The 13,909-nt window shown below is 46.6% G+C and carries 13 protein-coding genes; all 13 read right to left on the bottom strand.

Annotation, left to right across the window (positions count from 1 at the left end):
- Nucleotides 1-3: 3 nt before the first annotated feature.
- Nucleotides 4-1,959, bottom strand: a complete 1,956-nt coding sequence (locus tag AB9R92_RS09370) for a TRAP transporter permease (protein ID WP_370669196.1) — start codon at nt 1,957-1,959, stop codon at nt 4-6.
- A gap of 42 nt (nt 1,960-2,001) precedes the next feature.
- Entirely contained in the window at nt 2,002-2,982 is a 981-nt protein-coding gene (locus AB9R92_RS09365; RefSeq protein ID WP_370669195.1) for a TAXI family TRAP transporter solute-binding subunit, read from the bottom strand.
- Between the two features lie 5 nt (nt 2,983-2,987).
- Nucleotides 2,988-3,803, bottom strand: coding sequence for an enoyl-CoA hydratase/isomerase family protein (locus AB9R92_RS09360; protein WP_370669194.1), 816 nt, complete (start codon nt 3,801-3,803; stop codon nt 2,988-2,990).
- Nucleotides 3,784-4,833: an acyl-CoA dehydrogenase family protein gene (locus AB9R92_RS09355; protein ID WP_370669193.1), complete on the bottom strand. Its 1,050-nt coding sequence runs from the start codon at nt 4,831-4,833 to the stop codon at nt 3,784-3,786. The genes AB9R92_RS09360 and AB9R92_RS09355 overlap by 20 nt, the downstream gene beginning before the upstream one ends.
- Nucleotides 4,830-5,984 carry an acyl-CoA dehydrogenase family protein gene (locus tag AB9R92_RS09350; RefSeq protein ID WP_370669192.1) on the bottom strand — a complete coding sequence of 385 codons (1,155 nt, stop codon included), beginning with the start codon at nt 5,982-5,984 and terminating at the stop codon, nt 4,830-4,832. The genes AB9R92_RS09355 and AB9R92_RS09350 overlap by 4 nt, the downstream gene beginning before the upstream one ends.
- A 568-nt stretch (nt 5,985-6,552) precedes the next feature.
- Complete coding sequence (locus AB9R92_RS09345) at nt 6,553-6,804, bottom strand: hypothetical protein (protein ID WP_370669191.1); 252 nt, start codon at nt 6,802-6,804, stop codon at nt 6,553-6,555.
- Nucleotides 6,805-6,936: 132 nt separating this feature from the next.
- Nucleotides 6,937-8,238 (bottom strand): MATE family efflux transporter, encoded by a 1,302-nt coding sequence (locus AB9R92_RS09340; protein ID WP_370669190.1) that lies wholly within the window; start codon nt 8,236-8,238, stop codon nt 6,937-6,939.
- On the bottom strand, nt 8,228-9,016 hold the full coding sequence (locus tag AB9R92_RS09335; RefSeq protein ID WP_370669189.1) for an ABC transporter ATP-binding protein: 789 nt from the start codon (nt 9,014-9,016) through the stop codon (nt 8,228-8,230). Before AB9R92_RS09335 ends, AB9R92_RS09340 begins: the two co-directional genes overlap by 11 nt.
- Nucleotides 8,998-9,813 (bottom strand): ABC transporter ATP-binding protein, encoded by an 816-nt coding sequence (locus tag AB9R92_RS09330; RefSeq protein WP_370669188.1) that lies wholly within the window; start codon nt 9,811-9,813, stop codon nt 8,998-9,000. The genes AB9R92_RS09335 and AB9R92_RS09330 overlap by 19 nt, the downstream gene beginning before the upstream one ends.
- Nucleotides 9,810-10,646 (bottom strand): nickel transporter permease, encoded by an 837-nt coding sequence (gene nikC, locus AB9R92_RS09325; RefSeq protein ID WP_370669187.1) that lies wholly within the window; start codon nt 10,644-10,646, stop codon nt 9,810-9,812. The genes AB9R92_RS09330 and nikC overlap by 4 nt, the downstream gene beginning before the upstream one ends.
- Complete coding sequence (nikB, locus tag AB9R92_RS09320; protein ID WP_370669186.1) at nt 10,646-11,590, bottom strand: nickel ABC transporter permease; 945 nt, start codon at nt 11,588-11,590, stop codon at nt 10,646-10,648. The genes nikC and nikB overlap by 1 nt, the downstream gene beginning before the upstream one ends.
- Entirely contained in the window at nt 11,591-13,120 is a 1,530-nt protein-coding gene (gene nikA, locus AB9R92_RS09315) for a nickel ABC transporter substrate-binding protein (protein WP_370669185.1), read from the bottom strand.
- A 330-nt stretch (nt 13,121-13,450) separates the two neighbouring features.
- A complete protein-coding gene (locus AB9R92_RS09310) occupies nt 13,451-13,795 on the bottom strand; it encodes a DUF6176 family protein (RefSeq protein WP_370669184.1) in 345 nt (114 codons plus the stop codon).
- Nucleotides 13,796-13,909 lie beyond the last annotated feature (114 nt).

Here is a 13,909-nt window from a genome sequence, read left to right as displayed (position 1 = left end):
TACCTACCTTTCTGTAATACTTTCTTCTTTCAATTTAGGAATTTCGGCTCTATTTCGTCTCCACCCCGCTTTTTTGAAATGACTCACCATAATCACAATCAATAGCCCGAATCCAATTAAATCAGTATTTCCTGATGTGTCTATAATCATTAAACCGGATATAACAAACAAAACTCTAACCGGCATTGAAACTTTAGCTTTCAAATGTCCTGCAATAGCTACAGCCAAGGCTGATCCACCAACCAAGGCAATGCTTCCTGCAATGATACTCTCCCAACCCGATCCACCATCAAATAACAACACTGGATTGAAAAGGAAGAAGAAGGGGATAATGAATCCTACAGCCCCTAGCCGTACTGATTCAACCGCCACAGCAGTTGGATTGACTTTAGCCAGCCCAGCAGCTGCGTAACTCGCAAGTGCCACTGGTGGAGTGATGCTCGAGAGCGCTGCATAATAGAACGCAAACATATGCGCCGCCATTGGAGGGACACCCATTCTTGTCAAAATCGGAATCGAAATAGTAGCTACAATAATATAAGCAGCTGTTGCTGGAACTCCCATCCCTAAAATAATGCTAATAACCATAGTCAAGATTGCCGCTATTAATACACTCTCGCCAGCTAGATTCAATACATTATTTCCTATTGTTAATCCAATACTGGTCAAAGTGACTGTCCCTATTACTATTCCAACGATTGCTGTAGCAACTCCAACGTTGATTGCTCCACGAACTCCCTCTTCGATCGATGTAAGAATATCCTTCAAGCCCATTCGTGTAGAACTTCTAATCCAAGACGCGAGAATCGTAGAAGCCAGCGCCCAAATTGCCGCAAATAATGGTGTCACTCCTGTCATTAAAGTGCCAATTAAAACTATTAACGGAATCAGGAGATGTCCGCCGTCTTTCAGTACCTTCAAGGCGTTTGGAATATTCTCTTTGGCAATGCCTGACAAACCTAAACGCTTCGCTTCTAAATGAACGACAATTAACAGAACTGAGTAATACAAAACTGCCGGAATGATTGCTGCAAGCATTACTTGGGAATACGGAACCCCTAGGAATTCTGCCATGATAAATCCAGCTGCACCCATAATAGGAGGAGCGAGAAGCCCTCCTGTACTGGCGACTGATTCTACAGCCGCAGCAAACTTGGGCTTATAGCCAGTTTTCTTCATAAGAGGGATGGTTACCGCTCCAGTTGTTACAACATTTCCAACAGCAGATCCGCTCATCATACCCATTAATCCTGAACCAATTACAGAAACTTTAGCTGGTCCACCAGCTGATCTTCCGGCAATCGTTAATGCTAAGTCGTTGATAAAATCGGAGAATCCACTATTTTTGAGAAAAGCACCGAATAACACGAACACAAAAATATAAGTGGCTGATACACCAATTGCAGTTCCGAAAATTCCCTGGCCTCCCCAGAACATTACTGTAATGATTCGTTCTGGGCTAAATCCTGAATGAGAAAACACCCCTGGAAGATAAGGTCCAATGAAGTTATAGGCAAGAAAAATTCCTGCAATAAGAGTCATGGAAAGGCCTGTAACACGCCGTGTCGCTTCGAACAATAGTACAATGGCAATTGCCCCCATTACATAGTCAAGTGGGATATTCACACCATAGCGCTCCCGAACAAATACATCATAAGTAAATAGAAAGTATCCGATGGAAACTATAGTGAGCAACACGAGCCCTAAATCCAGTTTAGTGGGTGCAATTCTTCTGGACGTTTTCTTTGCAGGGTATAAAAGGAAGCTGAACACAAGCAGGAAGCCAAGGTGCCAGGCCCTGAATTTGATGGCGTCCATTACACCGTAACTGCTCATATATAGTTGGAAAATTGTCCATATCACAGCTAATGCAAGAATAATCCGTGCCCAGTTACCTAAAAAGTGACGCTGGCCTTCTTCTTTTTCTGCCTGAATGGCAGCTTCTTCCTGCTTGGTCATACTACCCCTCCTACTTTTCCTTCATAAGTTTCGATCCATTTGTTATTCCAACACTCCAACTTCCTTATAGTATCGTTCAGCACCTGGATGCAAAGGTACGTCAGCTGTACCCTTTACCGCTTCTTCCAACTTGAATTGTTTTGCTACCGCATGTCCTTCTTCAAGTTCTTCTAAACTCTCCCATAATGACTTTGTCATTTCATAAACTACATCTTCTGAAACACTTGCATCAATCGCAATCGAACTAAATTGTCCAACTGTCCGAACATCTTCTTCCTGACCTTCATAAGTACCTTGTTCAATAAGATATTCAAAATTCCATGGATTTTCTTCATCTGTCATTGCTTGAATGGCTTCATCCGTAAAGCTAATAACTTTCGAATCTACAGTCGAAATTAATTCAGAAGCTCCAGCTGCTGGCACTCCTGTATATATATTTACACCTTGTACTTGCTTGTTGCGCATCAAGTCCACCGCTTCACCAAAACCAACGTAGTTCTCATTGACCGTTTCAAGATCAACACCATGTGATGATAATACAAGTTTCGATTCCAGTTCAGTCGCAGAACCCGCGGCACCATAAACAAATGATTTTCCTTCTATATCTTTCACCGCATCAACGTCAGCATCGTCCAATGCAATGATATGACTGACATTAGGGTAGAGATTTGCTAGGATGCGGACATCTTCATACTGCTCATCTTGGAAACTTTTTTCACCATTAAATGCCTCCCAAATGATGTTTACGGTGGAAAGTGCCAACTGCGAATTACCACTCTGCATCATTTTTAGGTTTTCTACCGATCCATTGGAAGCTTGGGCAGAAACTGACGCCGCTTCTCCATTTGTCCAGTGCGTGGCAAGTAAAGCCCCTAATGGATAATAGACACCGCTTGTCGTTCCTGTACTAAAAGTCAATTGGTCAGAGCTGGCATTTGCGTTACCTTCATCCCCACCGCTGCAAGCGCTTACAATTAAGGACAGAATGATTAGCATGACTAGAAATAGATAAGGTTTTTTCATATGTTTTACTCTCCCTTCCCGAAAACGGGTATTCTTTTATCCATGACTGCCTGTACACCTTCTGCATGATCTTCTTCCTCCATTACAATCGCCATTTTAGATGAAATATAATCCAGTGATGAGCGCAAACTCATGTCAGCACTTTGATTAACCGCACGTTTAATAAATTGAATCGCTAATTGAGGACCATCAGCTAATTTTTTTGCATATTCTTCAACCATCTGATCCAGTTCTTCATCCGCTACAACAAAAGTGACCATTCCCCGTTCCAGTGCTTGTTGTGCGGAAAGTGCCTCACCTGTCCAAAGCATGTGCAAGGCCATATCCCTGTTCATAAGTCGTGGCAAAAAATATGCCCCGCCATCCCCCGGAACAAGCCCTACTTTGATATAACTTTCAGATAGCTTTGCTGATTCAGCCGCAAAACGGATGTCACACATTAATGCCATGTCTAAGCCAGCACCAAATGCTGCTCCATGGACTTTTGCAATTACTGGCTTATCAATTTCTTCAAGAAGGAGTGGTATACGTTGAACTTTTTTCCAAAGTGAGTTTTTCCTTTTGACTCCTTTAGAAATATTGTCTTCGTCTGATTTATAAAACCCTCGTCCAGCCATCATTTCTTTGATGTCCCCACCTGAACAAAACCCTTTTCCGGCTCCTTGTACAAGGAGAACTGCGATATCATTTGAGTCTCTTACTTCTTCAAGAGCAGTAATCCATAAATCAAGCATCTCTCCACTAAAAGCATTTAAAGATTCAGGACGATTCAATGTAATGGTGGCTATCTTTTCATTTACTTCAAATAATAGATCCGGCATGTACTTCATCCTCCTTCACAAAAGTGATTTGCTCCCAAATATCATAATCAGTTTGCATATACAAATCAGCCAAACGGCTAGTCCAATAAATTTCATTCCCTGCTTCTTCACGCCACGACCAGAGACGACGTGTAAAGTGGTGCAATTCATGTTCATAGGTCATCCCGATTCCAGCGTGTAATTGGTGGGCAGCTTTTGCTACTGTATTTGCACGACTAGAGAGCTCTGTTTTCATCATGGCAACATAGTCGGTAAAGTAAGGCTTTTCAAATGCCCCGGCAGTGACTTGCAAGGTCGAGTAAGCCGCAGCGTATTCACCTGCCATAGCTGTTAAATGATGCTGAATCGCTTGAAACTTATGAAGGGAACGTCCAAATTGTTTTCGCTCTTTCGAATAAAATACTGATAAATTTAAAACGGCTTCGATAGCACCAGTCATCTGCGCTCCTTTTCCAGCAGCTGTTTTAATTAGATGCTTGTCTTTCAATATTTCATAATCGACAGCTAACTTAACCCAATCCATACTATTGTCTATTTCTATTGTATCGCGGGGCTCTGCTGCTAAATTCCCGCCTGCTTGCAATTTGATCTTAGATAAGTCAAGAAATGCAATGGCCGATTGTTCGCCATCTTTTTTTATCAAAACTAGCTCCTCCACGTAACGGGCAAATGGAACTTTCTCAATAAAATTTCTTTCTTCTTCGTTGATAAACTGAACGACTCTTTTCTTATCGCCGAACTCCATACCACTAGAAGCCAATACTGAGTTTGCTGCAATTATTTCAAGTAACGGGATAGGTGCAGCATATTTTCCAGCCAAGTATAATACTCCCAGCACATCTTCGAAATCCCCTCCCACACCACCTTGTTCCTCTGGAATACCAAGCAGGGTCAAGCCTGCTTCTTCACACGTCTCCCATAAGACAGTGGCTTCATGCCCCTCCTCAAAAGACTCCCTTATCTCTTTGGTGGAAAGATCTCTTAATATCTTTTCAGTAGAATCCATAATGAACTCTTTCATTTCACTCATGCCGATACAACTCCCTTCGCCACAATTCCTCTAAGAATTTCTGTCGTTCCGCCCCGGAGAGTGAATCCAGGTCCGTGTAAAATTGATTCTGCTAATAATCGTGAATAAGTTTCCTCACCTTTTTTGTCTGGCATCTCTGGAATCAGCAACCGAACGACTTCTGCGACGTATTGTTCGAAATCGTTACCCAAATCCTTTACCAGTGCCGCTGCAAGGTTCACATCTTTGCCTTCTTGGAGAAGATTAGCAATTCCTATGGAAAGGTTTCGTAATGACCACATTCTTGAAACAAGTCCAGCCGTTCTGACGAGTCCTGAGTGATCTTCGTTTTCTTTTAAAATTCTTATTGATTCTTCGAGAAGTGGATAAGTACTGAGTATCCGTTCAGGTCCACTTCTTTCAAAAGCTAGTTCCGTCATTCCTTGTGACCAGCCCTCACCCACCTCTCCAACTACACGATTATCTGGTACAAAAACATTTTCCAAAAACACTTCGTTAAAATGATGTTCACCTGTCAAAAACTGAATCGGCCGAATGGTTACCCCTTCAGTTTTTAAATCGATAATCAGCTGACTCATCCCTGCATGTTTCTTATCTTCTACTCGAGGACTCGTTCTGCATAAAGTAATCATATAATGAGAATGATGTGCTCCTGAAGTCCAGGTCTTCATACCATTAACAAGCCATCCGCCTTTTACTTTCTCAGCTGTTGTTTGTAAGGAGGCCAAGTCAGATCCCGAATTTGGTTCAGACAGACCGATTGAAAAGAAACATTCTCCTTGCGCAATTTTGGGGATGAAGAAATTCTTCTGTTCTTCGGTTCCAAACTTTAACAAAAGCGGCCCCGATTGCCGGTCGGCAAACCAATGTGATGCTACTGGAGCTCCAACTGCCAATAATTCTTCCGTAATGATATAGCGATGTATGTAAGATTTAGCTTTCCCACCATATTCTTTAGGGAATGTAATTCCTACCCACCCCTTCTTGCCTAATAAGCTTGAGAATTCTGCGCTGTATCCACTTAACCAGGAATCAGCGTGTGTGTTAAAAGTTCCTCTCTTTTTTTCTTGTTGAAGAAAAGCTCGAACTTCTTTTCGAAATTGATTTTCCTCTTCATTGAATTCATATGCTGGTAGTTGTAGCTGTTTCATATTCACCACTCCTTTTACCGTTATATAATAACTATTATTGCTGAAAGATAACTAATGACAGAATATAACGAAAATTTCGAGTTGTCAAACTGGCTTTTAGTTAAATAATGATTTTTCCAGAAAAAATAAAGGTTGAAAGAGACAATACTTGAGTGAATAAATTTTCTAATAAAATAAAACGAGAAAGAGATCGTGAAAGCATCACGGTTTCTTTCTCGTTTTTGATTAAATAAATAATATTTGAATACACATTCAAAAATATTTTTTAAAGAAATCTTTTGGTGAATCATATTTTAAGAATTCTATACTATGAATTAGAACTACTGGATCATTTCATTAAAAAAATACAGCTGATAGACAGCCGGAAGCAATAACGCGGCGGCCAAACAAATTACGGCCGCGATTTTCACCTATTTGCGAAAACATCCATCTTCCGATTTCAATTGCTCGGAAAACGTTAACGTAAAGTAAAAACTTGCCACGAACAAAAGAGCTGAAACGATCCCATCCAACTGCCCATTCCAAACATCCCCATATTCGACATTTCGCTTCCCCATTTCATATCCGATTAGGCGTCCATTAAGCCGTCAAAAATAAGCTTTGCCATGACACAGTCAATAAAAACAGCGAAATGACCACAAAAGCATCCCCAAAATTCTTTCTGGTTTTTCTCGATCCGTTCGAACCCTGTAACAAGCATAATCAAGCCTGCAAGCAGCATGACGAGCGGCGTCAAAACCAAGATTTTGGTAAATAATGTATAGCTTCCTGCTCCGATAACGCTTAATTGAAGAATAACCCGAATTATTTTCAGTATCATTATTCCCCATTCTTATGGAATTGGTCCAATGTGTATGGGCACATTCAGGCAGCCCATAAATTCCCAATTTCTCATCCTATCCTTTTAAAACAATTGAGGAAATATGAAGATAGGAACTTATTGAAATAAAAATCAAGCCGAAAAATGCCGGTTCAACTTCGGAATATACATGGAAAGGAATAATGAACGACCCGCACTAAACGCAATGAACGCGAGCCATAAGCCGTGGTTGCCGAACAGGGGGACGGCGAGAAAATAGACGGCCAAAAACAGCATCAGCGCCATCAGCATCGACTTCCGGACAGGCGCTGTCTCGGTGGCTCCCGTGAAAATGCCGTAGAAAATGATGCCGATGCTTGTGGAAATCGGAAACAGCAATAGCCACATGCTGTAATCGGATGCAATGGTGATGACTTCCGGGATTCCGGTAAACAGGCGGATAACCGGGCCACTGAACAGCCAATACACAGCAGTCAAAAACAGCGCCGTGATCAGCGCCCATTGGCTGGCCAAAGCGAGCGTCCGTTTATACAAGCCTTCATCTCTCGACCCGGCCGCCTTGCCGGATAAAATGCTCGAGGCATTCGAGAAGCCGTCGAAAAAATAAGCCATCAAATAATGGATTTGGATCAGCACGGCATTGGCAGCCAATGTCTCGGTGCCGAATGACGCACTTTTGTATGTAAAGATATTGAAAACAGCGAGCAGGCACACGGTCCGGATAAACAGATCCTGGTTGACGGCGATCATCTTTTTCAAAGCCGCGGCTTCGAAAATCTGCTGGAGCGGCAATAGCTTCAGCGTGAATTGCGTCCGTTTCACGAGAAAATAAATGCCCAGAACCATGGCGCTCACTTCGGCGATCAAGGTGGCAGAGGCGACCCCAGTGACGCCCCAGGCAAAACCTGTCACGAACAGCAAATCGAGCGCGATGTTCAATAAGTTCATGGCGATTTGGATCGTCACCGCGAGGCGGATGCGCGACATGCCCATCAGCCAGCCGAGAATGACGTAATTGATGAACGTCACCGGCACGCCCCATACGCGGATATGGAAATAATCCAGCGCCAAGGCTTCTACGTCCTGTGCCGGATTGAGCAAGGCCATCGCAGCTGCCGCGATCGGATTTTGGAGAATCAGGAAAACGAGCCCGATTAATAGCGCGATGAAAAACGGCCGAATAAACGACAGCGTTTCCTGCAGCTCATCCTGCGCACCGAGTGCTTGTGCGGCAAAACCTGAGGTGCTGACGCGCAAAAAGCCGAACAGCCAGTACATCGTATTGAAGACCACGGTCCCGATCGCGACGCCCCCAAGGTAAGCGGGGTGCGGCAGCTGCCCGACGACCGCGGTATCCACGGCCCCGAGCAAAGGCGTCGTCACGGTGGAAAAGGTTAAAGGCAAGGCAAGCGCCAAGTATTTTTTATGATTCATGGTGCACTCCTGTTCGGTCGAATAACGAAACCAATTGTTGTGTATAAGGATGGCGTTCATCTGCGAACAAACCCTCTTTGTCGAAACGATCGACGATTTGCCCTTCTTTCATGACCAGTATTTTCTGGCTCAATGCCTGAATGGCCAGCAGGTCATGGGAAATGAATAAATACGATAAGTCCAATGCATCGCGGAGATGATCGAGCAGCTTCAAGATCGACATTTGCGTCAGGACATCCAAACTCGACGTCGGTTCATCCAGCACCACAAGCGCGGGCTCCAGGCTGATGGCGCGCGCAATCGAGATGCGTTGCTTCTGGCCGCCGCTCAGTTCATGAGGGTAACGCGATAACAAGTCCGGCGAAAGTTCCACCGCTTCCATCAATTGGCGCGCCATACTTTCTTCAGTGCCATGCCGGAAGTGGGTCAAAGAGACTTGCGCGCCGTACTGGCGAAACGGCTCCATCAATGAATGGCGGATCTTCAACTTCGGGTTCAGCGAAGAAGCCGGATTTTGCATGACGGTTTGCAGGTGACGCCGGTACGGGCGGATTTCCCGTTCGCCTTTATCCTGCAATGGCGTGCCTTCAAACAAAATCTCCCCTTGGTCAAGACGCTCCAACTGCAAAATGCAGCGGGCCAAGGTGCTTTTCCCGCATCCGCTCTCGCCGACAATCCCAACGCATTCTTTTCGGCCGAGCGTAAAGTTGATGTCTTTTAGCACCGGGATTCCCGGCTGGTAGGATTTTTGGACATTGTTCAATTGCAATAAAGGCATGCGGTGTCATCTCCCTTCAATAGCTGGGATGCCGCGGACAAGCTGGGCGACGCTTCCATCAGCGCTCGGGTATAGGGATGCTGCGGCTGGTCCAGAACGCTTTGCTTGTCACCTTTCTCGACGACTGCCCCTTCTTTTATCACGATAATTTGGTCGGCATGTTTTCGCACATGCCGCAGATCGTGGGTGATGAAGAGCATCGCACAGCCGGTTTCCTGCTGCAGATCCGCAAGCAAACGAAGCACTTTAAAGGCCGAAATGCTATCGAGTGCCGCTGTCGGTTCGTCTGCAATGACGAGGTCCGGCTTTGTCAGCAGCGCCAAGGCAATCGAACTGCGCTGCAGCTGGCCGCCGCTCAATTGGAACGGGTAGCGCGTATACATCTCCGGCTGCAATCCTACCGACTCGAGCGCCTGTTCCGCCATTTCCCTGCGCCGTGCTTTCGACAGTTTGAAATGGGCTTTCAAAAACTCATCAAAATGGCGGCCGATTGTATGAAACGGCGTAAAAGAACCTTGATAGTCCTGAAAGATATAGGAAATGGAAGTGCCCCGCAAGCGGCGCATTTCTTTTGCACCCAACTGCAGGATATCTTTTCCATTATAAAGCGCTTTGCCCTGGGCTTTCAAATTCGGTGCGAGCAAACGGCCGATTGCCGAGGCGGTGACGCTTTTGCCGCTGCCGCTTTGCCCGATGATTGCAAGCCATTCGCCTTTTTGGACATCGAAGGAAATGTTACTAACGAGCGGGGCTTCTCCGGCCTGGACTGTTAAATTTTGTACAGAAAGCAAAGTCATTCTGCCACTTCCTTTTTCACGTCAAATTTATCGCGCAAATAATCGCCAAGCAGATTGGAAAACAAGACGACCGTCACGATGGCGAGACCGGGATAGATCATCAAGGCCGGGACCGTCTGGAAATAAGGACGTGCTTCGTTGAGCATCGCGCCCCATTCCGGCGCCGGCGGCTGTGCGCCGAGCCCGATATACGACAAGGAAGAAATCAATAAAATGATTTTCCCCAAGTCCAGGCTCGCAAGCACCAAAATATGGCCGATCAGATGGGGAAACAAATGCTTCAACATGATGCGCCATTCGCTCAAGCCGTTGATTTTGGCCATGGTGATGTAATCTTTCTGCCGTTCCGTGACGACTGTGCTGCGGGCAAGGCGCGCGTAATTCACCCATTTGACCAAAATGATCGCCAACAATAGATTCTCGATGCCTGCACCGAGCAAACCGCTCAGCACAATCGCAACGACCGTATCCGGAAATGCCAAAAACGCATCTGCCACCCTCATCAGCAGGCGATCGATGAGCCCGCCCTTGAATCCTGCAATGACACCCATCGGCACTCCGATCGCAACGGCTAACAGAAGCGCCAAAAAGCCATAGCCGACTGTCAATTGAAAGCCGAGCAGGATGCGCGTCAGCATATCGCGGCCCAGATGATCGGTGCCAAACGGATGCTGCCAGCTCATCGGAAGCAGGCGCTCATTCAAATCCACGAATGACGGATCGTGCTTCAATATTAGAAAGGTATAAGCCGCAATCGAAGCGATCAGAATCAGGAAAGTCGATAAAAAGACCTTGGTGGCACATGTTTTATTTATAGTAAGCCCGCTTTTCATCACACTCTCCCCTTTCCTTTTAAGCGCAGTTCCGGATTTAAATAACGATACGACAGATCAACGATGCTATTGATGACAAATACCAGAATAGCCATGACGAAAATATAGCCCTGGATCATCGGATAATCCCTGCCGCGGATCGCGTCGACGACCATCTTGCCGATACCGGGATAGGCGAAAATCACTTCAATGACAACGACGCCGCCGATTAAACTGCCCAAGCTGACGCCGAATACGGTGATGACCGGCGGCAAGCTCGCACGCAGCACGTGGCTGAAGAAAATCCGCGGTTCTGAAATCCCGCGGGCACGCGCCGCCCGAATATTTTCCTGATTCAAAGAATCAATCAAGCTCGAGCGCAATAAGCGCACATAAACACTCGAAATCGCGAGCCCTAACGTAACGGAAGGAAGGACGGCAGAATGCAAGCCGTCCCTCCCCATTGTCGGCAGCCATCCTAAGCGGACGCCGAGCAGATCGATCAATATAAGGCCCAGCCAGAAACTTGGAACGGCCGCACCGAGCAGCGACAAGCCGCGGCTCACTTGGTCGATCCACCTGCCTCTGTAAAGTGCGGCGAGTGAACCGAGCGGCAAGGCGACCAGCACCATGACGAACAGCCCGCCGAGCGTCAATTCCAATGTTGCCGGAACGCCGCCACGCAACATGTCCATGACAGGCTGGTTGGAAATATAGGAATTTCCGAAATCCAGGCGGGCAAAATCTGCCAACCACTCGCCGTACTGGACGAGCAATGGCTCGTTGAACCCCATGTCTTCGCGCAATTGTTCCACTTGCTCGGCCGATACCGATAAGTCATCGACACGCAGAATCGACAGCACCGGGTCTCCCGGTGCCATCCGTGCGAATAGGAAACTGACGAACGTAATCAATAAGAGAAAGATCGCCACTTCAGCTAAGCGGCGTGCAAGGATGCGAATCACTTACTCCACATCCAATTCGTTCGTCAGCATATAGTATTCGCTTCTTGTCGTCGTCCAATTTTTCACCTTGCCGGAATTATAGGCCACGAGCGTATTCGGATGCAGCACAAATGAGTTGTACATCTGCTCGTCGACGTAGCTGGCGATTTCTTCTGCGATATCCGACCGTTGCTCTTGACCGACGACCTGGTTCAATTCATCGATCATCGCCGTCAGCTTGTCGTCATCTGCCCCGCTGAAATTGAGGGCGCCTTCCGGGTGATAGGTAGCGTTCAAGTAATAGCCCGCATCCCCGCGTGGTGCGGTTAAGTTGCTGTAAGTCGCCAAATCCCAGTCGCGGTTGGCGACCATATGCTCTTCCGGGATTTCAATTTGTTCAATCACTACGTCAATGCCGAGCTGCCCCGCATCTGATTGGAACACTTGGGCAATCAAGGGCAAATCGGCGCGTGCGCTATACGTCAACAGCGTCCACGTCAATGGCTCACCGTCTTTTTGCATCACGCCGTCCTGCTCCGTATAGCCTGCCTGTTCCAACAGTTTGCGCGCTTCATCGATCCCCCGCTGCTTTTCAGGATAGTCCGGGGCAAAGGAGAAAGAAGACGGAAACGGCCCTGTCGCCACTTCCGCATGGCCGCTTAAAATCGTTTCGGCGATCATGTCCCGGTCGATCAATGCATCGATCGCTTGGCGGACATGCACATCTTGCAAGGACTCGCGCTGCAAGTTCATCGTCATCTGATGGACGCGGAATGTCGAAGTCGACTCGACCGTCACACCGTCGATTGCTTCTAGCTGTTCGACCGTTTCCACTTCCGGGCGGAACACGATGTCCGCGCCTTTTGATTCGAGTGCAAGCGAACGGGCATTGGCGTCTTCGTTAAATGAAAATCGTGCTCTCTCCAGTTTCGCAGCGCCGTCCCAATAGTCGTCGAAGCGCACCAAGTCTACTGCCGTACCCGGCGTGAACGAAGCGACCGCAAACGGCCCGGTGCCGACGGGTTTGTTGATAAAATCAGTTTCACTGACATCGATGATCGAGGTGTTCGGATGCACCAATTCAGAAGGGAATTCCGGGAACGGCATCGTCGTTTTGATGGTCAATTCCGCATCGTCGACTGCGATCGACTCGATGCGCAGTGCATTTGCAATGGCGATATTATCGGCCATGGCGCGTTCCAAGGACGCTTTCACCGCTTCGCCGTCCATCGGCTTGCCGTTTTGGAACTTCACATCTTCGCGCAGCTGGAATGTCCACGTCTGGCCATCCTCACTTGACCAGCTCTTTGCCAGCCACGGTTCGATCTCCAAAGTTTCGTCGTTCAAATAAACCAAAGTCTCGGCTATTCCCGCCCGCACCGGCACATAGCTTGTGTCAACATGGGGGTCGAGTGAATTGGTCGCAAAATTGAACAATAGATTCACTTCTTTGGCGGCATCACCCCCGCCCTCCGCTGATGAATCGGAACAGGCGGACAATACTAGCACCATAGCGGCTAATGCAGCGAATAGAATTAACAGTTTCTTCATAAGATCTTCTCCTTTTTGAATCATGTTGGTAAAACTAGCAGAGCGTATAAACATTTCTTGCATTAATTGACCGAAGCAACCCTTTAAAAAGTAATTATTACGATTTATAAAACCGAAAAAATTTTTAGCCTCCTTCGCAGTGGCTAGATGTTCTATGTAATTTAGAGCTCCAGATAACGGGAATCGACAATATGAATTAAGTGCAAAGAGTAAATGTTACGATTTACATCATATACCTTTGTTTTTTATTGCGCAAGCACGATTTGGGCTTGATGTTATTTTTCATAAAAAAAAGAGCGGGGCTACTGCTTCAGCCCGCTCTTATCTTTATTACTTCATCTGGTTCCGGATATGGCTGGGAATCATGACCGCTTCGACCGATAAATCGGCTGCTTGGAAGTCTGGATCGATGCATTCCTGCCAGTACGCCATGTGCTTTTCGTCGATCCAATGCGTCGAGGTTTCCACCGCCTGCCCGCCTTCCCCTTGCACAGAGTACCAATACAAATACTCGGCCCCGTCCAGCGTTTCCCGGAAAATCGTCTCAACGTACATGTTCTCGCCTTCCAACGTCGCGAGAACATCTTCCATATGATCGTTCAGGAACTTCAGCCATTCGTCCACCACTTCCGACTTTCCTTTTTTCACGCGAAACCGCGTCAATTCAACATTCATTCGAACCACTTCCTTCAAAAGTTTTCAAAGTTGCACAAGATGGCAGAAAACAACAAGCTTGGTGAAATTCTCTTCCACAAGTTTATTGACAATACACGAGCAGAGAAGTAGGAT

This window comes from Planococcus sp. SSTMD024, assembly GCF_041320495.1.
Lineage (GTDB): Bacteria > Bacillota > Bacilli > Bacillales_A > Planococcaceae > Planococcus.
Note: the sequence above shows the minus strand (reverse complement) of the source record. Positions and strands in the feature narration are given on the sequence as shown.

Bases quoted from the DNA above. Each gene is read 5' to 3' on its own strand.
- AB9R92_RS09365 (WP_370669195.1), bottom strand. From the start codon at position 2,982: ATGAAAAAACCTTATCTATTTCTAGTCATGCTAATCATTCTGTCCTTA.
- AB9R92_RS09370 (WP_370669196.1), bottom strand. From the start codon at position 1,959: ATGACCAAGCAGGAAGAAGCTGCCATTCAGGCAGAAAAAGAAGAAGGC.
- AB9R92_RS09335 (WP_370669189.1), bottom strand. From the start codon at position 9,016: ATGCCTTTATTGCAATTGAACAATGTCCAAAAATCCTACCAGCCGGGA.
- AB9R92_RS09330 (WP_370669188.1), bottom strand. From the start codon at position 9,813: ATGACTTTGCTTTCTGTACAAAATTTAACAGTCCAGGCCGGAGAAGCC.
- AB9R92_RS09340 (WP_370669190.1), bottom strand. From the start codon at position 8,238: ATGAATCATAAAAAATACTTGGCGCTTGCCTTGCCTTTAACCTTTTCC.
- AB9R92_RS09310 (WP_370669184.1), bottom strand. From the start codon at position 13,795: ATGAATGTTGAATTGACGCGGTTTCGCGTGAAAAAAGGAAAGTCGGAA.
- nikA (WP_370669185.1), bottom strand. From the start codon at position 13,120: ATGAAGAAACTGTTAATTCTATTCGCTGCATTAGCCGCTATGGTGCTA.
- AB9R92_RS09350 (WP_370669192.1), bottom strand. From the start codon at position 5,984: ATGAAACAGCTACAACTACCAGCATATGAATTCAATGAAGAGGAAAAT.
- AB9R92_RS09355 (WP_370669193.1), bottom strand. From the start codon at position 4,833: ATGAGTGAAATGAAAGAGTTCATTATGGATTCTACTGAAAAGATATTA.
- nikC (WP_370669187.1), bottom strand. From the start codon at position 10,646: ATGAAAAGCGGGCTTACTATAAATAAAACATGTGCCACCAAGGTCTTT.
- AB9R92_RS09360 (WP_370669194.1), bottom strand. From the start codon at position 3,803: ATGCCGGATCTATTATTTGAAGTAAATGAAAAGATAGCCACCATTACA.
- AB9R92_RS09345 (WP_370669191.1), bottom strand. From the start codon at position 6,804: ATGATACTGAAAATAATTCGGGTTATTCTTCAATTAAGCGTTATCGGA.